Annotated in this window: 20 protein-coding genes; 4 read left to right on the forward strand and 16 right to left on the reverse strand. The window is 32.7% G+C overall.

Going from position 1 to position 18875, the window contains the following annotated elements; all coding sequences use genetic code 11:
• Positions 1–38: 38 nt before the first annotated feature.
• The 4 genes from METIN_RS02425 to METIN_RS02440 form a co-directional block, all read right to left on the reverse strand.
• A complete protein-coding gene (locus tag METIN_RS02425) occupies positions 39–659 on the reverse strand; it encodes a hypothetical protein (RefSeq protein ID WP_013099903.1) in 621 nt (206 codons plus the stop codon).
• A 20-nt stretch (positions 660–679) separates the two neighbouring features.
• Positions 680–2392, reverse strand: coding sequence for a coiled-coil domain-containing protein (locus tag METIN_RS02430; RefSeq protein ID WP_013099904.1), 1713 nt, complete (start codon positions 2390–2392; stop codon positions 680–682).
• A complete protein-coding gene (locus METIN_RS02435; protein WP_013099905.1) occupies positions 2376–2891 on the reverse strand; it encodes a hypothetical protein in 516 nt (171 codons plus the stop codon). Before METIN_RS02435 ends, METIN_RS02430 begins: the two co-directional genes overlap by 17 nt.
• Before the next feature lie 242 nt (positions 2892–3133).
• Positions 3134–4477: a lactaldehyde dehydrogenase gene (locus tag METIN_RS02440; protein WP_013099906.1), complete on the reverse strand. Its 1344-nt coding sequence runs from the start codon at positions 4475–4477 to the stop codon at positions 3134–3136.
• A 106-nt stretch (positions 4478–4583) separates the two neighbouring features.
• Here METIN_RS02440 and METIN_RS02445 point away from each other — a divergent pair, with 106 nt between their 5' ends.
• Genes METIN_RS02445 through METIN_RS02455 form a run of 3 tightly spaced genes read left to right on the forward strand, consistent with a single transcriptional unit; the run spans position 4584 to position 8554 of the window.
• Positions 4584–7115: a hypothetical protein gene (locus METIN_RS02445; RefSeq protein ID WP_048203320.1), complete on the forward strand. Its 2532-nt coding sequence runs from the start codon at positions 4584–4586 to the stop codon at positions 7113–7115.
• A 3-nt stretch (positions 7116–7118) separates the two neighbouring features.
• Positions 7119–7454, forward strand: coding sequence for a helix-turn-helix domain-containing protein (locus METIN_RS02450; protein ID WP_013099908.1), 336 nt, complete (start codon positions 7119–7121; stop codon positions 7452–7454).
• 2 nt (positions 7455–7456) lie between these two features.
• Positions 7457–8554: a class I SAM-dependent methyltransferase gene (locus METIN_RS02455; protein WP_013099909.1), complete on the forward strand. Its 1098-nt coding sequence runs from the start codon at positions 7457–7459 to the stop codon at positions 8552–8554.
• Here the strand turns inward: METIN_RS02455 and purL are convergent.
• The 4 genes from purL to hdrC are packed head-to-tail and all read right to left on the reverse strand — an operon-like array spanning position 8551 to position 12854.
• Positions 8551–10719 carry a phosphoribosylformylglycinamidine synthase subunit PurL gene (gene purL, locus METIN_RS02460; RefSeq protein ID WP_013099910.1) on the reverse strand — a complete coding sequence of 723 codons (2169 nt, stop codon included), beginning with the start codon at positions 10717–10719 and terminating at the stop codon, positions 8551–8553. The two genes, METIN_RS02455 and purL, sit on opposite strands and share 4 nt — an antisense overlap.
• Entirely contained in the window at positions 10701–11366 is a 666-nt protein-coding gene (locus tag METIN_RS02465) for a metal-dependent hydrolase (protein ID WP_013099911.1), read from the reverse strand. Before METIN_RS02465 ends, purL begins: the two co-directional genes overlap by 19 nt.
• Positions 11363–12253 carry a CoB--CoM heterodisulfide reductase subunit B gene (gene hdrB, locus METIN_RS02470; RefSeq protein ID WP_013099912.1) on the reverse strand — a complete coding sequence of 297 codons (891 nt, stop codon included), beginning with the start codon at positions 12251–12253 and terminating at the stop codon, positions 11363–11365. The genes METIN_RS02465 and hdrB overlap by 4 nt, the downstream gene beginning before the upstream one ends.
• A 10-nt stretch (positions 12254–12263) precedes the next feature.
• Positions 12264–12854 carry a CoB--CoM heterodisulfide reductase subunit C gene (gene hdrC / locus METIN_RS02475; protein WP_013099913.1) on the reverse strand — a complete coding sequence of 197 codons (591 nt, stop codon included), beginning with the start codon at positions 12852–12854 and terminating at the stop codon, positions 12264–12266.
• A gap of 196 nt (positions 12855–13050) precedes the next feature.
• On the opposite strand from hdrC, the gene METIN_RS02480 reads away from it, so the two are divergent.
• Positions 13051–14121 (forward strand): NAD(P)-binding protein, encoded by a 1071-nt coding sequence (locus METIN_RS02480; protein ID WP_013099914.1) that lies wholly within the window; start codon positions 13051–13053, stop codon positions 14119–14121.
• Here METIN_RS02480 and rpl18a read toward each other — a convergent pair.
• The 8 genes from rpl18a to cbiD form a co-directional block, all read right to left on the reverse strand.
• Positions 14113–14337, reverse strand: coding sequence for a 50S ribosomal protein L18Ae (gene rpl18a, locus METIN_RS02485; protein ID WP_013099915.1), 225 nt, complete (start codon positions 14335–14337; stop codon positions 14113–14115). The genes METIN_RS02480 and rpl18a overlap by 9 nt on opposite strands.
• Before the next feature lie 5 nt (positions 14338–14342).
• A complete protein-coding gene (locus tag METIN_RS02490; RefSeq protein WP_013099916.1) occupies positions 14343–14588 on the reverse strand; it encodes a KEOPS complex subunit Pcc1 in 246 nt (81 codons plus the stop codon).
• A gap of 19 nt (positions 14589–14607) precedes the next feature.
• Entirely contained in the window at positions 14608–15117 is a 510-nt protein-coding gene (locus tag METIN_RS02495) for an rRNA maturation protein (RefSeq protein ID WP_013099917.1), read from the reverse strand.
• Between the two features lie 2 nt (positions 15118–15119).
• Positions 15120–15260 (reverse strand): DNA-directed RNA polymerase subunit P, encoded by a 141-nt coding sequence (locus tag METIN_RS02500; RefSeq protein WP_013099918.1) that lies wholly within the window; start codon positions 15258–15260, stop codon positions 15120–15122.
• A gap of 1 nt (position 15261) precedes the next feature.
• The gene (rpl37A, locus tag METIN_RS02505; protein ID WP_013099919.1) at positions 15262–15540 is read right to left on the reverse strand and encodes a 50S ribosomal protein L37Ae; all 279 of its coding nucleotides are present in this window, start codon (positions 15538–15540) and stop codon (positions 15262–15264) included.
• Between the two features lie 10 nt (positions 15541–15550).
• On the reverse strand, positions 15551–16258 hold the full coding sequence (locus METIN_RS02510) for a ribosome assembly factor SBDS (protein WP_013099920.1): 708 nt from the start codon (positions 16256–16258) through the stop codon (positions 15551–15553).
• 69 nt (positions 16259–16327) lie between these two features.
• Positions 16328–17800 (reverse strand): (R)-citramalate synthase, encoded by a 1473-nt coding sequence (locus METIN_RS02515; protein WP_013099921.1) that lies wholly within the window; start codon positions 17798–17800, stop codon positions 16328–16330.
• Positions 17797–18867, reverse strand: coding sequence for a cobalt-precorrin-5B (C(1))-methyltransferase CbiD (cbiD, locus tag METIN_RS02520; RefSeq protein ID WP_013099922.1), 1071 nt, complete (start codon positions 18865–18867; stop codon positions 17797–17799). Before cbiD ends, METIN_RS02515 begins: the two co-directional genes overlap by 4 nt.
• Between the last annotated feature and the right edge of the window lie 8 nt (positions 18868–18875).

Consider the following 18875-nt stretch of genomic DNA (forward strand, 5'->3'; position numbering starts at 1 on the left):
ATTTTAAAAAAACATATAAAAATTTAAAAATAGAGTAATCATTTTCTTATTTCCTTAAATATGTCTTCATCCTCATCTTCATTCTCTAACTCTAAGCTCTCAACAATTTCATCAGCATCAATATTTCCACTCTCAACTTGTTTCCAAGCTTCAAATAATTTTTTCTCAGCAGTGTCAGATTCTTCATCAATCTCATCAACTCTCATTTCAAAGACTTTATTTAACCCTTCAACTACACTATCAAACTCTTTACTGTCAAGAATGATATCACTTAATTTTTTCTCTAACATTTCTGGAGGGATATTAATTATTTTATTCCACATTCCTATATTCTTCAACTCTTTCTCATACTTCTTAACAATTAAAAGGTTATTTACAAAGGTAAATTGTTTTTGATAGGTTATGAAGGTTTTATATTTTAACTTCATTTCCATTTCAATACTTTTTATTTCCTGAGCAAGCATCTTCTTTGTTAAGGTATCAGCTCCAATCCCTTCCTTAAAGAGTTCTTTCTTTTTCTTATCTAAAGATTTTATCTCTTTCTTAACCCTGTCTAACTTACTTTTTAATCTAATCTTTTCCCCTTCTAAATCCCTTATTGTTAATTTTTCTATAGGATTTTTTTGGAATTTATTTTTTATTCTCTCCCAAAGACTCATAAAAGATCACCTCAAATTTTTTATTTTTTAACAAGAACTAACCCAACATCTTTTATATATTTACACTCTCCACCTTTGTATTCATAGAATACTTTCTTAGCCAACCTCTCATCACCAACCAATTCAGCAGCTTCCTCTAAGGTTACATATCCTTTAATAATTATATTCTCATCAATATATTTCTTTAATCTCTCTATCTTTTCTCTATCAAACTCCAATGATAGGACAGGAGCTAAGGCTTTTACATACTCATCTATCTCATTGTAGTAAAGCTTACCAACCTCAACATCAAAGATAGCTAAAGCTATTTTCTTAGATAGATACCTTCTCCTAAAGTCTTCAGATTCAACAAAATCCATTACTTCCTTAGAAAATCCTGTTGGAGAAGCTATTAAGATAACAATCTTATCAAAATCTTCATATCTAACACTATCTATAATTTTAATTATCTCACTTAAGGAAATTGGATATGTATCAAAGCCCATCTTTCTAAAGTTCTCTTTATTGGCTAAGAATTTTCCAATAAACTTTATCCTCTCCTTCTTACCAATTGGAATTAATTTTTTCTCTTCCAAGATTGCTACAATCTCTCTATTCCTTGGAGGATCTGGAAATTCATAATATTCCCTAACAGAGACTAATTTAAAGTTCTTTCCTTCTATATCTACTCCTCCTTTTATCTCATCTAACTTCTTTTCCAACCTTCCAATAAACCACTCTTCATAATATAGAGCATCTTCTAACCTAACAAATCTTGACCCTTCCTTCTTAGCCTTTCTTATCTTATCTAAGAGACTTTCAAGCTTCTCTTTCTCTTCCTTTAATGAGATTTTCTCTCTTTCTAACTCTCTAATCTTGCTATTTAACTTATTAATTAACTCTTTATACTCCTCTTCAACTTTCCTAAGCTCTTTTTTAAGCATCTCTTGAAGCTCTCTATTTTTCTTCATTTCAATCTCTAACCTGATCTTCTCCTTTTCAACTTCAAACTTTCTTCTTAATTCTTCCTCCAACTGTCTTAATCTACTTAACTCAATTTCCTCTTTATGCCTAAGCTCTTCCTCCAACCTTCTCCTTTCTTTATCAATAAAGTTATTTAACTCTCTAATCTTAACTTCAAGATCCTCAATCTTTTTATCTACACCTTCTATAAAGTCTCTAAACCAATCTATCTCTCTCATAGCTTTGAATATAGCTTCGTCCATTTTCTTCTTGTAAAGTTCCCACTTGGTCTTTGCATAATCCCTTATTGGAAGCTTTACATTATAGTCTTTAATTATTTCATCAACTTTCTTCCCAATGCCATTATAGTATTCTTTAAGAAGCTCCAATATTTTATTAGCATCTCTATTAGCCCTATTAATTTCTCTTATAATGTCATTAGTGTCCCAGATTTCAAAAACATTATATTTTAAGATATACTCAACAAGCTCTAACTCCTTTTTATTGTATCTCTTAACCCCTGGGAAATGTTCATTATTGTAATGAAAGCTAAAGGCTAATACAGCCAAAGCCCACTCAAACTTTCTCCTTATGTCTCTATCAATATCATTAAGGAAGTCTCCAAATTCTCCATCTTTGTATCTCTCATAACTCTCCTTTATATGATTCCACAACTCAACCCTCTTCTCAAATGGCTCATAAATTATATCATAGCCATCCCTTAACACTCTATTAACCTTCCTCATAGCCTTTTCTAAGGATTTATAATCTCCCTCAGAGAACAAACTCATCTTTTTCACCAAGGAATAGCTTCATATCTTTGTCAATTCTCTCTTTTATTTTCTCTACCCCCTCGCCATAACCCTCAAGTTCAAAAATAACTTTTTCATTATCAACTTTAACCAATATTGAAACATTTCCCATTTTGCTGTAAGCTGTATACTTTTTAACATTTCCTAAGGTTAGCTCATAACTTGCCTTAAGCTTAGCCATTAAATAATCAACAAAACTTTCCAAAGCTTTTTTATCTTTCAGTTTGTAAGATAAAATCATCTTTCTTGGTGATATCTTGTTATTTATCTCTTCAACTTTGTAAACTTTTAACTCATCTTCTCTTTCCAAGCGAGCCAATATTTCATTTAAGAATTCTTCTATATCTTCTAACTCTGCAAGGATAGCCATCTTCTTAATCTTCTCAATCTTCCCCTTATTTCTCCATTTCTCAATTAAATAATCTATTCTTTTCCTTTCAGAGTCTCTATCATAATCAACAATTATTAAATATTTCATAATTCCACAAGCTATATTTTTATACCCATAAATTATATAAACATTTTGGTCTTTTGGAAATTTTATAAATGTTTCCATTTTGGAGAATTATATATTTTTATTCAAATTTTTGTAGATTTTATAAAATAAAAAAATCTTTCAAAAAGAATAAAAACAAGCAAAAAACTAAGAAAGAAAAAATAAAAACCCATCAAGCTAACTCTTTTGATGAAACTTTTTCTAAAAGTTTCCTTCTAAAGGTTTCACTTGGAGATAACAATGCTCTTTATATAGCTCATCTCCTCTATACTATATCTAACCCCCTCCCTACCAAGGCCACTTTTTTTAACCCCTCCAAAGGGCATGCTGTCATTTCTATAGAGGGAAGAGTCATTAATAACAACTCCTCCAAATTCAAGCTTCTGAGCAAAGGATAAAGCTTTATTTATATCTCTTGTGAAAACTCCTGAGTGTAAGCCAAACTCAAAGTTAAGCTCTAACATCTCCTCCTCTGAAAGTTTAACCACTGGCACAACTGGAGCAAAGGTTTCAGTTTTACATAAAATATTATCTTTATCAACTTCTATAACTGTTGGATAGACCAAAGTTTTCTCAACCTTTCCTCCAACTAAGATATTTCCTCCTTCCTCTAAGGCTTTATTTATAAGCTCTTTAACCCAGTTAGCATGCTCTAAGCTAATTACTGGGCCAACATCTGTTTCTTCTTTAAGAGGATCTCCAACTTTTAACGTCTTTACTCTCTCAACAAACTTTTTAATGAACTTATCATAAATAGATTCATCTACATAAATAACTCCAACAGAGATACAGACTTGCCCAGCATATAAGAAAGAGCCTTTAACTAATCTTTCAACAGCTCTATCTATGTCAGCATCAGAGAGAACAAAGTTAGGATTAACTCCTCCAAGCTCTAAAGTAACTTTTTTAAAGCCAGCCTTTTTTATAATTTGCTCCCCTACCTTTGTTGAGCCAGTGAAAGAGATCATGTTAACTTTATCATTAACCACTAACTCATCTCCAACAACATCTCCATAGCCAGTTAGTAAGTAGTAACCTTCAACTCCATACTTTTTTAAACTCTCCTCTATAATTTTAGCAAGCTCTACACAAACCAAAGGAGCCTTTGGAGAAGGGTGGTGAAGAACAACATTACCAACAGCAAGAGCTGGCCCTATCTTGTGAGCTGATAGATTTAAAGGAAAGTTATAGGGAGTTATTGCTCCAACTAAGCCTATTGGCTCTCTTTTAGCAATAATTAGCTTCTCATCATCCTCTAAAACTTCCCCTCTCAACTCTTTAGTGTAAAAAGCAGATAACCTAAAGGTTTTAATAGCTCTATCAACCTCCACCCTCGCCTGTCTAATAGGTTTCCCAGCATCTATAGCCAATAGCTTGGCAAACTCTTCCTTTCTTTTCTTTATTTCATTGGCTATTCTTAATAAAATATTGTATCTCTTACTAACTGAAAGATTTTTCATTTTTTCCTTATTCTCGTAAGCTTTATCTACAGCTTCTCTAACCTCCTCTCTACTAAACTCTCTAATTTCTCCAATCTTCTTTAGTGTGTAAGGGTTATAAATATCCATAAATCTCACATTCTACATTTGCTATAATCTATTTAGCTTTAAGATTTTTATAATATTTTTCATTAAACCTATTATTTAGTAAATAATGTTAAAGGTGAATACTATTATGAAACATCTAAAGAATCTATTAATTTTAATATTTTTATTATTGCTAAGTATGGTTTCAGCAAATGTAGTAATTTATAAAATTTGGTCTCCTTATGATCCTCCATCTAAGCCTATCTATCATATAGATTTGAATGAGCAAACCTTATACTTAGGGATTGTTAATAGAGATGAGTATGCTCATGAGGTTACTGTGAGGGTTGAAGCTAATGGTAAAACTTGGGAATATGGGCCTATATATTTAAAACCAAACACACATGTAGAGCATGTTGTTGAAGTAAAGGTTCCTATATCTAAAGATGGACCACAGGATGTTAAAATCTCTCTTTTAGAAGATGGAAAAGTTATAGCTTCAAAAACTGTTAAGGTTTCTCTCTATTTTCCAGTAGATGTTAGTAATGTTACTTGCTATGGCTATCCTGTTAAAGATGGAGAGGTTTGCTATTCTCCATGGTTCACTGTAACTTTAAAAAGCAACCCTGTAGCTCAGACAGATTACCAAGGGAAGGTTTGGATTGTAGTTAAAAGTGGAAATAAAGTAATTTACAATGGAATAAATGATTCTAAGGAAGTTTATATTCCTTTAGATGGAGAGGTTAATGTAGATTTCAGAATTCCAAATTTAGAGTTAGACCAAGACTCTTTTAAGATTGAGACTTATGTAAAGATTATGAATATTACCCACTCAGTTGAAGGTTATGAAAAAACCACAATTAAGAGAGAAGAAGACTATTTTACTTATGAATATGAAAGATTTCCTAAAACCTTTTACTTCCCAATTATTATAGATAAGATTGAGCTTTACAATAAAGTAGATGAGAACACTACAAAATATATAAAAGAATTTTATAGGAATGTAGATGATGAGGACTTTTTAAATAAATTAGATGATAGATATTATTGGGAAACCCTTAAAATTCCAAGACAGTATGTTAAAGGAGAAAAAGTTATTTCATTTATTAAGGTTTATTTAAAAAATAGGTTAGATAGGAAGTTATCAGCAAAGTTAGTAATTAACTATAGTGACAAAGAAATAGAAAAAGTTATAGACCTAAAAAAATTTGAAGAAAAAAGTATCTTACTACCTCTAACTGTAAATCCAGGGAATTTAAAAATTGTGGCTATAGCTTGGCCTATAAAGGAAGAAGCTTATAAACATAAAAAAATAGCTAACTTTAATATAAACCCTGAAAAAGTTTCTCCAATAATTATTAAAGAAATTATTCCACCAAAAGACAAGTTCCTAAATGATGATGGAATATTGGTTGGAAAAAAGTATAATATTACTCTAATTTTATACAATATGTATAATAAGAAGTTAAAAGGTACTGTAGAATCTATTACTAATGTCCCTGAAAGTATAGTTAATATATCTAAAAAAATAAACTTCACAATTAAACCATATGAAACTAAAAAAGTAATGATTCCTATAATTTGTAATAAAGAATTTAATGGTGACATTAAATTTAAAATTTCTACAGATAAAGGAGTTAAAGACATCTGGGGGGCTGTACATATAAACGCCTATCTTCCAGTTAAGGTTTCACAAGTCTATTATCAACCACCAGGAACTGTTAAAATTAACAAAATTGATGGAGGAGCTTTATATATTAAGGAACCAATAGCAGGGAAAGAAAATAAGGTTTATGTTGTCCTAAATAATCCTCTATCAAGAGATATAAACTGTAAGGTTTGGGTTGAAGTTATAGATAGGGAAGGAAAAGTTAGAGCTAAAACTAATGTGAAATCTGTAAAAATTCCAAAATTAGGAGAGAAGGAGGTTGAATTTAACATATTCTTCAATGAAGGTTTCACTGGCTATACTATAGTTCATGTAGTTCCTGAAGGAACCAATGTTGATATAATCTTTTCAAGAGGTTTAGTTAAGCTCTGTAGAATTCCAGACACAATAGAGATAGGGAGATACTCAAATGTTGATGTTCTTGGTAAGGAAGTAAATTCAAGAATTTATTTAGTTACTCAGGTTTATTCTCCAATAACAATAGAGAGTTTAAACTATAGCAATGGCTCAGTTACAGCTGTATTAAAGAATGAGCATTTCCCAACCAATTTAACATTTGAGTGTGGAATTGAAAATTCAAACAAAGTTATTGTAACTTTAGCTCCTAAAGAGGTGAAGAAGGTAGAGATTCCAGTAGATCATGTTGAGAAAAAATTAAGATTCTATGTTAAGCTTGACAAATTCTTATTAATTAATGGAAAACCAGAGCCTTTAGTCATCTTTAGAGATTTAGAAATTAATATTTCAAAAGATATAGAGAATAACTCTATCTCAAAAAATGAGAGTAATTTAACTCAATTAGAGAAGAAAGAGAATAATCAAACTCAAATAGAAATAATTGAAAATAACTCTTCCCAGGAAGTAAGCCAAAGTCTTAATGTTCAAAATTCAAACTCAGAGAATTTAAAGAATATTAATTCTAATAATAGTAATAGTGGAATACTTGGATTTTTATATGGGGTTGTTAGTGGAGTAGTTTCAACAATATTCTCAATATTTAGGGGTGGGTAGATCATGAGCATAACATTTATTGACCCAATGGTTATTAGATCACTAAACAAAAGTAAGTTAAGAAAAAAGATTCTATACTATTTATATAAAATATATCCTCATGCAACTTATCTATCTGAGATCTCAAGAAGAGTTAGATCAGATCCAAGTAATGTACTTGGCTGTCTTAAGGGATTGAATGGAAGATATAATGGACACTTCTCATTAATTGAGTTAGGCTTAGTTGAGTGTAAAGAAGTAAATGGTATGAAGTTATATAAATTAACTGAGTATGGTAAAAAAATAGTTGAAGTGCTATTAGATCAAGATAGTGACATTATAGAGTCTTTAAGGTGGTGATCATGAAACTCTTTATAGATGTTAATGCTGCTGTTGATCATGTTGATAGTGATTTAAAAGAAATAAAAGAAGAGGATGTCAAAACAATTATTAATGAAGTTCTAAGTGAGGTTCTTCCTGAAGATATGCTATTAAAGAAAAAAATAGAGTTTCTAAATACTACAATTGAGTACTTGAATTATAATTTATTATCAACATTCATAAAACAAGGAATTGAGTATGGAATCTTAACCCTAATAGATAGATATAACCCTACAATGGAAGAGCTCTACTCTTTAATTAAGTATCCTAATAAAGACTTTGTAATTAATTATGTAAATACAGCAATAAAATTGAACATTCTAAAAGAGGAGGATAATAAAATTAAGGTTAATGAAAATTTTGAAATTAAAATTAAAATGCCAAAGTTTGGGAAAATAATTAATGACTATATTATGAAATATAACTATATTACTTACATAACAAGATATGCTCTAATCTCCTATAACCATCCTAAGATATGTATAAACTTTAAGAAAGATCCTGATATATGGGACATGATTTTGGGAAGTAACTATTTTAACTTACATAGAGAAGTAGCTTTAGAACTTTTAAAGATTGAAAATGATTCCTATATCTTAGATGTTGGTTGTGGTTCAAGATCTCCAGCATTCTTTATTAAGCACATCTTCCCAAAAGGTTTTTACATGGGAGTAGATATTTCAAAAGGTTTATTAGAGATAGCTAAGAATAGGATAAAAAGAAATGGATTAGATTGTTATGAGCTAAAATGTATGGACTTTTCAGTAGCCATTCCTAAGGAGAAGTATGACTATGTTATTTGCTCACATGTTCTTAAGTATGCTCCATCTATAAAAATATTCTTAAATAAGATGATGAAAGCTTTAAGGCCAGGAGGAAAAATTTACTTAGCTGAGGAATTTATATTAGATAAGGATGATAATATCTATGTTGAAGTATTTGAATTCTATAATAAATTAAATAATAGGTTTATGAGGTACTACAGCTTAGAAGAAATTAAAGACATCTTAGAGAGATTAGGATATGACACCAAAATAGAAAGAGCTGGGAAGGGGATAGTGATAATAGAGAAAATTTAAAGCTCTCCCATCATCTTAGGGAAAGCCTCTTTATAAACCTTTTTCATCTCACCTAAGCTAATACTTATTTTATTATTATTGATTTTTATGCTAAGCTCTTTTCCTCCAACTCTTCCTATCACATAACCATCAATCTCTTTTAAAACTTCATTTAAGTTTTCCTCTTTAACAGCTAAGATAATTCTCCCAGAGGTTTCAGAGAATAATAGTAAGTCTTCTCTTAATTTATTAATATTATAGTTATCTAACTCTACCTCAACTCCAATATTGTTATTTATGCAAAACTTGGCTAAAGCTATTCCTAAACCTCCCCTTGAACAGTCTTTAGTTCCACTTATTAATCCTCTATTTATTAAAGAAACCACTTTTTTATAAATCTCTTTTTCCTTCTCTAAATTAACCCTTGGAACCCTTCCAATTTCAGAGTTAAAGAGAACTTTATAGTATTCACTTCCTCCCATCTCCTCCTTAGTTTCATTGGTAATAATTAAGATATCTCCTTCCTCCACCTTATTATCTAAAACTCCTGGAACTTTCTCAATATTATCAATCTTTCCTATCAGTGCTATAGCTGGAGTTGGATTTATAGGATACTCTTTACCCTCTATCACTGTTTCATTGTATAAACTAACATTTCCTCCAACCACTGGAATGTCAAAAGAAAAAGCAGCATCAGCTAAGCCTCTTATACATTCTTTAAGTTGCCAGAATCTATCTGGCTTTTCAGGGTTGGCAAAGTTTAAATTATCTAACATAGCTAAGGGCTTGGCTCCAACACAGGCTAAGTTTCTAACAGCCTCTGCTACAGTGTAAAGAGAGCCTACATAAGGGTTTAACTTACAGAATCTTGAGTTACAATCAACTGTTAAAGCTATTCCCACTGGATAGGTTTCAAGAATTCTTAGAACAGCTGCATCTCTTCCTGGCTTTATCACAGTTCTCAACTGGACATCATAGTCATACTGGCTATAGATCCACTCCTTTGAGCAGATGTTTGGGCTCTCTAACAACTTTAATATAGCTTCCTCTAAATCTACTCTCTCCTCAATTCTTCCCTCTTTTTCTAATATCCTCTCTTCCTCTTCTCTATCATAGAGAGGAGCATTACATAATAGAGAGATGGGAAGATCTACAACCACTTCTCCTTTATACTTAGCTATAATTCTACCTGTGTCTGTAGTTCTCCCTATAACTGCTGCAGGCAAGTCATACTTTTCAAATATCTTTATAATTTCCTCTTCACTTCCCTTCTCTACAGCTAACAACATTCTCTCCTGACTCTCTGAGACCATAATTTCATATGGAGTTAGTGGCTCTCTTAATGGGACATTTTCTAAATATAACTCACAACCTGAGAGACACATCTCTGTAGCAGCCCCTGACAGCCCTGCAGCCCCTAAGTCTTTCATGGCTTTAACTTTCTTTGTTTTTACAGCTTCTAAGATAGCATCTATTAAACACTTCTCTGAAAAGGCATCTCCAACCTGAACACTTGGCCTTTCCTCTTCACTCTCCTCAGTTAGATCCTTAGATGCAAAGCTTGCCCCACCAATTCCATCCCTTCCAGTGGAGCCAACTAAAATTAAAGACAATTCTTTCTCCTTAGTTTTTCCTCTAACTATATCTTCCTCTTTAACTAATCCTACACAGACAACATTAACTAAGTTATTATAGTTGAAAGATTCATCAAACTCACACTCTCCTCCAACAGTGGGAACTCCTATTCTATTTCCATAATCCCCTATCCCTCTGACAACTCCATCTATGAGCCATCTAACTTTTTCAACCCTTGGATCACCAAATCTTAAAGGATCTAATAGAGCTATAGGCTTAGCTCCCATTGATAAAACATCCCTAACAATTCCTCCCACTCCAGTGGCTGCTCCATTATAGGGATCTATGTAAGAGGGATGATTATGACTTTCCATAGCTAAGGCTAAGCAAATATTATCCTTCAACCTTATTACTGCTGCATCATCTCCTATTCCAACAACTATATCCTTACTGGTTCTCTCATTTATGGTCTTTGAAAACATCCTTAAGAGTTTCTTAGAGGTTCTGTAAGAACAGTGCTCACTCCATAGGTTTTCAAACATAGCCTTTTCTATCTCATTTATCTCTCTTCCTAATGTTTTTTGGATATATTTTAAATCATTCTCATCCATTTTATCACTGCTAAGATAATTATAACAACTATTAGTATGTAACCTTCAGTCTTTTTTAATTTATATCTTAAAGGATAAAAAGCTTTAACTCCTGCTGGAGTTAGGGAATCTCCAATAAGATGTGAGAGGTAACCAAAAAAGAAAGGGATGACGTAAGAGATAAAGTTAGCTTTATGTGGAAGAAATAAAGAAAGTATGATAGATAGAAAGATAGAAGGAATTATAAGTTTTGAAAAGATTTTTTCACTTGAAACCATAGCTAAGCCCAAGATTGGAGCTAAAGGAGAGATTGAAGAGATTCTAAAAATAATGTAGGAGAAAATTAAAGAGATTATAATTAGTGACCAAACAGTATGGGTTAAGCCCCTATGCTCTGAAAAGTAAGGAACTATATAAATTAAAAGAGAAAGAACTCCTATAACCAAGAGATCTAAGTTAAATAGTGGAGATTTTGAGAAGTATAAAATTAAAGCTAAAATTAAAATTCCTAAAGAGATGTAAATGCCTCTCCTTGTTATCTCTTCCTTAACTTCATGATCTAAGTCTGGGAAAAGAATGCCAGATAAGAGTAAGAAGATATCTTCAGGAGATGAAAAGAAAGGAAGATAGAGAAGGAAGCCAAAGATACAGTGTTCCTTCCAATTCATTCTTTTAACCCTAACTTCTCTAAGACAGGATCACAGGAAATGAAGTGTAATTCTAAAGCAACATCCTTAGGCTTCATCCCCATAGCTAAACCTAAGAGTTGAGAGTAGTGTATAACTGGTAGATTATACTCTCTCCCAAACTTCTCTTTTATCTCTATCTGTCCTCTATCAAACTGTAAGTGACAGAATGGACAAACCTCTGTTATGCAGTCAGCTCCTGCCTTGATCATGTTCTTTAACTTATGTTCAGTTATCTTTAAAGCTACTTCTAAGTTTCTTGCTCTAACTCCCCCTCCAGCTCCACAGCACATTTGTTTATCAGCATATTCTATAGACTCAGCTCCAATAGCTTCAACCAGGGCATCAAAGGATCTTGGCCTCTCAGCCTTTTCTAACTTCTTTATATCAGTTGGCTTTAAGTAGTGGCAACCATAATGGACAGCAACCTTTAAACCCTCTAATGGGAAGACAACATGCTCTTTAATTTTGTCTACACCATACTGGAAGTAGAGAACTTCAGGGAGATGTCTAACTTCTATAGTTCCTTTGAACTCATAACCATACTTTGATAAAACCTTATTAACCTTTTCTCTTGCTCTATCATTGTGCTTCAATAAGTGATTAGCTTCAAATAGAGAACCATAACAACCATTACAGATGGTTAAGATGTCTAACCCTCTCTCCTCAGCTACACAGAGGTTTCTTGCTGCTAAGGTTAGCCATGTTGGTAAGTCAAAGGATCCAAAAACTCCAGGAGCTGGACAGCAAGAAGCTTTTTCAAAAGGATACAACTTTATCCCTAACTTATCTAAAGCCTTGTATGTAGCACTCTCAATTCCTGGATATCTGTTAGGAGCTATACATCCTAAGAAAAATAAGAACTCCATCCTCTCACCTTTATTCACTCATTTCTTCCCATTTTACTGGAGTTAATTCCTTTAATGTTTTACTTGTTGGACAGATTCCTACTTTCTCACATAACTTCATATCTTGCATTATTCCTCTTATATGCTCTAAAACCTCTGGATACTTGTAAGTTGTTGGAGGAACTTCACTTAAACCAAGTTTTTTCCTAACCTCTTTAATTTTATCATTGATTGGCACAGCATGACCAGTTAAGTAGACATATAAACAAGTTTTTCTATGAGCTTCAGCCATTAAACCAAGCCTTGCAGCCAAGTTTCTCATAGCTTTTATGATCTCAGTTATCTTAACATCCCTTGGACATCTCTCATAGCAAGTATAGCAAGTTGTACACATCCAGAGATCTTCACTCTCTATATATTTGTAAAAGCCCATCAATGCTGACCTTATTAAAACTCTCACTCTATAAGCTGTATGTCTCCCACTTGGACAGCCTCCAGTACAGGTTCCACATTGGTAGCATCTTCTAAAGCTTTTTACTACTTCCTCTTCTCCAATCTCTTCAGCAACCTTTATTATTTCCTCACTAAACTTAGGGTCAAAGTCCTTATTTGTTAAAACCATAAGGCTTCACCTAAAGCTAAATTTATTGAAAATAATTTTACTGTTTAGCTCTTTAAATATACTCTATTCTTAGAATGTAGATTAAACACTTTGTATAATTTTAAATTTTTGGATTGTGTAAGACAAACTTTAATATTATTTAAATATTATTTTTTAATTATTCTTTAAAATATTTAGAGTGTATTGGGGGGTGTTTATGAAAATTTGCATTGCAGGGGCAGGACTTGCTGGCTCATTACTCTACTATTTCTTAAAAAACTTTGGCTTTAATGTAGATGTTTATGATCCAGGGATTATAAGAGGTTGTAGAAGTTTAAACTTTGTATTTCAAAATAAAGAGGAGAGAAGTTTATTTAAGAAAGTTTGTAAATACTTAAATGTTTATATCAATGACTATATTGTTAAAGAAGCTGATCTAATAATAAATGATAAGAAGGTTAATAAGTGCTATATCATCAACAAAACAAAATTTGTTGAGAATGTTTTACCAAGAACCTTAATAATTCATAGAGAATACAAACCAATGAGCTCAGTAATGAGGGCTAAAGTAGATGAGTTAGGAAACTTAATTAAAGAATATTCTTCAGAGGATCATGGGAAAGACTATAAATTAATTGTAGATGCCTCTGGAGTGTCAAAAGTTATGCAGGAAAAGAAGTTTAATGATGATATAAAAACTTGCCAATTTATTATTAGAAGCTTTAAAAAAATTGATGACTATATCATTGAAAATATAAGCTTAGCTAAAGGAAAACCTCTATTGCAATACTTCTGGATAACTCCAATGGTTGAAGATGGAACTTACCATATTGGATGTAGCTCTTACAACATGAGCTATATAGAGATGAAGTCTAAGGTTTTAGAGTATATAAAAGAAGTGTTTGGAAGTGGTTATGATATTGTTTGCAATTGTAATAATGTAATTAATGGTAGCCTAATGAGGGAGAGTAGATTAGGAGGAATTTATAAAGGTAGGGCTATAGCAAGTATAGGAGAAGCTGGGGGGTTAATATCTCTTTTAGGGTTTGGTAATGTTTATGCCTTCCTCTCCCCTTTCTTGTTAGCCAAGTGCATTAACAAATATGGAATTGAAGATGGGATAATTAGATATAAAAATTTAGTATCTAAAACCTTCAGCTACTTAGATGAGAGAAAAATAGCATTGAAAAGATGTAATATTTTAAAAGTACCAAAGATTTTAAAAGAGAGCTTATCCATATCAATGAGTGACTGTTTAGAGCTTATGATGAAATCTTACTTATACTAAAGCCTTTAACACCCTATCAGTAACTTCTTCTGGAGGAATTTCCTCTATTTTTAATATTTTTATTCTACTTCTCTTAACCTTGTAAAGCCCTCCAAAGTCAGAGTATAACTTTTCTAAAGCATGCTCTTCCTTAAGAGCTTTATATTCCTTTCTAAAGAACATTGGTTCTTTTTTTGATTTTAGGACTAATCCTTCTATTCTGAAGATCTTAGCCAAGAGCCTCACCTCCCTTTTATTAAATTAAAGACATTCTGAGAAACTGAGATCCATCTTAAATAGGAATAGATAGAGGCTTTCAATATTGAGAGATCTTCTGATTCAACATAAATCTTAATTCTCTTTCCCTCCCTCTCCATCTTAGCCCTTGATCTAATTTGAGAGTCTATATGCTCTAAATATATAGCATTATATATTACTTCTGCCTCCTCTTCAGAGTTGAAGGTTATAACTAAATTAAAGGAGTTCATATTAAACACAAAAAATTTTTTAATATAGAGAGTCAAAGATTTTCAAAGATTTAACCCTTATTAGAGGCCCTATCTTAGCCCTTCCCTTATAAAATTGCATAGCAAAAAGATACTTTGGATCTCTCTCTAACCTTAAGATGATCTCAGCATCTTCATTAAGATTTAAATGTCTAAATAAAAATTTATCATAGTTGTCATAGATCTCTTTAAACCCTTCCTTTTCCCAGAGTTTGTCATCAACCACTAATTTTACTCCATCTTTATTATATATTTTTGAGCCACAGATCTCTCTTTGTAACTTAACTGTGATAAAGCTTGATAATCTTTTACAATTTTCAACATCATAAACTACCAAAGTTCCAGGATTTCCTTTAAACTCTCCAATAAGTAAGATATGCTTATCAATATCAAAAAGTTCTTTTAAAGATAGCTTCCCCCTCTGAATATAGGGAAGATTTAAAGTTCTTTCTAAATCTCTTAAAAAGCTTCTTGTTCTCTGAGAGGGCTTTCTTGAGCTTGTTATGATCATGGTTATCTTGCCTTAACATGTTTAACAACTTTAGGCCTTAGCTTAATTAAAATTTTATAGCTACAGTATGGACACCTAACCCTTCCTCCAAGCTCTTCCAAGGAGATGATTTTTTTACAATTTAAGCATTTATATTCAACCATATTACTCCTCCTTATTCTCAACTATTCTCCTTATAGCCTTTGTTACAGCCTTTCCTGCTCCAGTTTCTGGTGTGTAAGCTCCTCCAGCTATTTTAGCTCCACACTTTCCACAGACCCAGATTGAGGTTGAAACTCTCTTCAACTTTTGGAATCCACAGACAGGGCACTTGTATTTTTTCTTAGCCTTAACTTCAACATCTCTAACTCTTGCTCTAATCTTTAACCCATATCTTGCTCCAAATCTACCAGCTGGTCCTACCTTTTTTGTGTGGCTGAACAATTAAATCACCTCATTCACTGTATTTCTTTAAAACCTTAGCTTGGAAATTATTCTTTGTTATCTTACTTAACTCAGAGTAGAATTCAGATTCTATCCCACTTGGAATTTCAATAAGAACTATTAATGAGCCATCAGAAGCCCATTCTTCTTGCTTAACAGCTCCAAATTTGTATAAGAAGCTGTAAGCTTTTGAAGCATATTCAGGAGGAATTTTAACAGCTATGTCTCTCTTCTCAAATCTTATAGGAAGTAATCTTTTCAGCTTTTTAACAATCTCAGGAACTTGCTCTTCAGCACTTCTATAAATATCTATATTTATTTTTAGCTCTTCAAGAGCCTTCTCTATCCTATGTGGTGGGTGAGGAGTGTCTGTCTGAGGGTTAATGGTGTTTCTACAGATGATAGTTATTATTTGCCTCTTCTTCTGCTCTTTAATCTCCTCTCTCTGCTTAGCTGTTAGTTGAACATGCCCTTTAATAATTATCTTCTTTGCAATCTCTTTAATGTCTGTAGTACCAAAAACCTTTATTAATAGCTCTTCAGGAGCCTTCTCTCCTTTGTTGGCATCTTTAAAAACCACATCTGTAGCTAAGAGTTCATCAAAATCTACTTCTTGCCCTTCCTTAAGCTTTGCAGCTAAGTAAGGGTCAACCAAAATTTCAAACTTCTCTCCATGTGATGTATATCTTGCAATTACAGCCTCCTCTAAGGACACCATAATAATCACCAAGATTCTATATAAATTTTATTGTTTCACTAATATAACTAATAAATTTGAATTTAAATTTTATTGGAGAAGTAAGTTTATCCCTTCCATAACTGCATTAACAGAGGCTCTTATGATGTCAGAGTCTGCCTTTTTAACCTCTACAGTATTAACCCCCTTTCTCAGCTTGACAGTAACCTCTATTATAGCATCAGTTCCTCCACCTATAGCCTCTACCTTATACTCCTCTAACTTTATATCAGCAACTCCACTTATTGCCTTTCTAACTGCATTTATTGCTGCATCAACTGGCCCAACACCATAGGCAGTTTCTATTAGTAACCTATCTTCCCCTTTATAGTGAAGCTTTACTGAAGCTATAGGAGTTATCTTATTCCCAGAAACAACTGTTAGCTCATCTAACTCAATCTTCTCCTCTAAGTCTTTTCCTAACACATCTTTAACTATAGCCATTAGATCAGCATCAGATACATACTTTCCAAGATCTCCAAGCTCTTTTATCTTCTCATAAATTTTATTTATCTGTTCTTCACTTGCCTCTATTCCCATAAGCTTTAGCTTGTAAATTAAAGCCTTTCTTCCTGAATGTTTTCCTAAAATAATTCTTCTCTTATTCCCAACAACCTCAGGGGAGATTGGCTCATAGGTTTTAGTATTCTTAATTAACCCATCTACATGTATCCCTGCCTCATGGGCAAAGGCATTATCTCCAACAATAGCCTTATTTGGAGGAACTGGAAGTTTCATTAGCCTTGCTACTAACCTTGAAACTTCATAAAGTTTCTCTAACTTAATATTTGTCTCAATATTGTATAGGAATTTTAAAGCTGTTACCACCTCTTCCAAAGCAGCATTTCCGGCCCTTTCTCCTATGCCATTAACTGTTACATGGCACTGAACAGCCCCCCCAAGGATTGCTGAGCAAGTATTGGCTGTAGCCATTCCAAAGTCATTATGGCAATGGACAGAGACAGGCAACTTTATCTCAGAGGTTATCTTTTTAAAGAGCTCTTCACTCTTTTGAGGAGTTAGAACTCCAACAGTGTCACAGACACAGACTCTATCAGCTAAGTTTTCCCCAGCTTTAAATAGTTTAATTAAAAAGTTCAGCTCAGCCCTTGTAGCATCTTCAGCTGAGAGTTCAACAATTAACCCATGATCTTTAGCATATTCAATAGCATTAACAGCTAAGTCTAAGACTTCATCTTCACTCTTCTTTAACTTATACTTAATATGAATTGGAGAGGAGGGAACAACTAAGTGTATGCTGTCAACTTCACACTCTATAGCAGCATCTATATCTACTGTTAAAGGCCTTACAAAGGAACAGATTTCAGCATTTAAGTTTTCTCTTGTAATTAACTTTATTCCTTCCCTCTCTCCTTTTGAAGTTATGGCTGATCCAGCCTCTATAACATCTACTCCAAGCTCATCTAAGGCTTTAGCTATCTCCAACTTATCACTTGGTGTTAATGAAACCCCTGGAGTTTGCTCTCCATCCCTTAGAGTGGTGTCAAAAACCCTAACCTTCATGTTTTCTCACCTAAGATATTTCCTTTTAAATCTACAATTATACATTTAAACTTAATGTTCCATTTTTCCTCAGCCCTTTCAACTACTCTTTTGGCTATTAAATTAAAGACATCTTTTAAAACATTTTTGTCTTCCAATAGCTTTATCACTTCTTCAGTAGTGTTTGCATACAAAACCTTTTTAATATCTTCCTTCTCCAAAAATAAAGAGGAGTAAGCTGTTAAAATTTCATTCCTTGCATCAGCTACTTTTGAGTGAGTATTATAGATGCCAGCAGCTAACTTAATAATTTTCCCAGCATGGCCTAAGATAGTTATCTCCTTAACACCTTTCTCCTCAGCCTTGTCAAGCATGTAACCCCAAAAGTTGGAAACTATTACTATTTGATCCTCACTACAGTTTAAGAGCTTCTTAGCCATCCTTAAACCAATGTTTCCAGGGACAAAGATTAAATGCTTAAATCCTGAGGCTAAGGCTACATCAATCTGAGAAACTAAGGATTTTTTATAGGCTTCATTGGACATAGGCTTAACAATTCCAGTAGTCCCTAATATTGATAATCCTTTAACTATCCCCAACTTAGGATTTAGTGTTTTCTTAGCCAACTCTTCCCCTTTAGGGATAATTATTTCTATCTCAAAGGTTTCATTATCATCCAAATATTTGATTAAATTGTTTATTATCATCTCCTTAGGCTTAGGATTTATAGCCTTCTCTCCCTTCTTAACAGGAAGCCCATCCTTAGTTACAATTCCAACCCCTTTACCACCTTTAATAACCACTCCTTTATCTCCTTTCTTTAACTTAGCTTCAACCACTATCTCAATGCCATTAGTTATATCACAGTCTTCTCCAGCATCTTTTATAACTGTCACTCTAACTTTATCTCCTAACCTTTCAATCTTTTCTATTGGGATAATTAACTTATCTCCATCCAAGTTAAAGACTTCAATATAATCCACTATCTTATTAAATTTTAAATAAAATAGAGCTGCTAATGATGCTGCAGCCACACATGAGCCTGTTGTATAGCCAAATTTCTGCTTTTTCCTGAAGTCATAGATCAATGTTGACC

The organism is Methanocaldococcus infernus ME (genome assembly GCF_000092305.1).
GTDB lineage: Archaea > AGJL01 > Methanococci > Methanococcales > Methanocaldococcaceae > Methanocaldococcus > Methanocaldococcus infernus.

What these genes read in the sequence shown, in the direction of transcription:
- METIN_RS02425 (WP_013099903.1), bottom strand. Translation starts at nt 659, where the DNA reads ATGAGTCTTTGGGAGAGAATAAAAAATAAATTCCAAAAAAATCCTATA.
- METIN_RS02430 (WP_013099904.1), bottom strand. Translation starts at nt 2,392, where the DNA reads ATGAGTTTGTTCTCTGAGGGAGATTATAAATCCTTAGAAAAGGCTATG.
- METIN_RS02435 (WP_013099905.1), bottom strand. Translation starts at nt 2,891, where the DNA reads ATGAAATATTTAATAATTGTTGATTATGATAGAGACTCTGAAAGGAAA.
- METIN_RS02440 (WP_013099906.1), bottom strand. Translation starts at nt 4,477, where the DNA reads ATGGATATTTATAACCCTTACACACTAAAGAAGATTGGAGAAATTAGA.
- METIN_RS02445 (WP_048203320.1), top strand. Translation starts at nt 4,584, where the DNA reads ATGAAACATCTAAAGAATCTATTAATTTTAATATTTTTATTATTGCTA.
- METIN_RS02450 (WP_013099908.1), top strand. Translation starts at nt 7,119, where the DNA reads ATGAGCATAACATTTATTGACCCAATGGTTATTAGATCACTAAACAAA.
- METIN_RS02455 (WP_013099909.1), top strand. Translation starts at nt 7,457, where the DNA reads ATGAAACTCTTTATAGATGTTAATGCTGCTGTTGATCATGTTGATAGT.
- purL (WP_013099910.1), bottom strand. Translation starts at nt 10,719, where the DNA reads ATGGATGAGAATGATTTAAAATATATCCAAAAAACATTAGGAAGAGAG.
- METIN_RS02465 (WP_013099911.1), bottom strand. Translation starts at nt 11,366, where the DNA reads ATGAATTGGAAGGAACACTGTATCTTTGGCTTCCTTCTCTATCTTCCT.
- hdrB (WP_013099912.1), bottom strand. Translation starts at nt 12,253, where the DNA reads ATGGAGTTCTTATTTTTCTTAGGATGTATAGCTCCTAACAGATATCCA.
- hdrC (WP_013099913.1), bottom strand. Translation starts at nt 12,854, where the DNA reads ATGGTTTTAACAAATAAGGACTTTGACCCTAAGTTTAGTGAGGAAATA.
- METIN_RS02480 (WP_013099914.1), top strand. Translation starts at nt 13,051, where the DNA reads ATGAAAATTTGCATTGCAGGGGCAGGACTTGCTGGCTCATTACTCTAC.
- METIN_RS02490 (WP_013099916.1), bottom strand. Translation starts at nt 14,588, where the DNA reads ATGAACTCCTTTAATTTAGTTATAACCTTCAACTCTGAAGAGGAGGCA.
- METIN_RS02495 (WP_013099917.1), bottom strand. Translation starts at nt 15,117, where the DNA reads ATGATCATAACAAGCTCAAGAAAGCCCTCTCAGAGAACAAGAAGCTTT.
- METIN_RS02500 (WP_013099918.1), bottom strand. Translation starts at nt 15,260, where the DNA reads ATGGTTGAATATAAATGCTTAAATTGTAAAAAAATCATCTCCTTGGAA.
- METIN_RS02510 (WP_013099920.1), bottom strand. Translation starts at nt 16,258, where the DNA reads ATGGTGTCCTTAGAGGAGGCTGTAATTGCAAGATATACATCACATGGA.
- METIN_RS02515 (WP_013099921.1), bottom strand. Translation starts at nt 17,800, where the DNA reads ATGAAGGTTAGGGTTTTTGACACCACTCTAAGGGATGGAGAGCAAACT.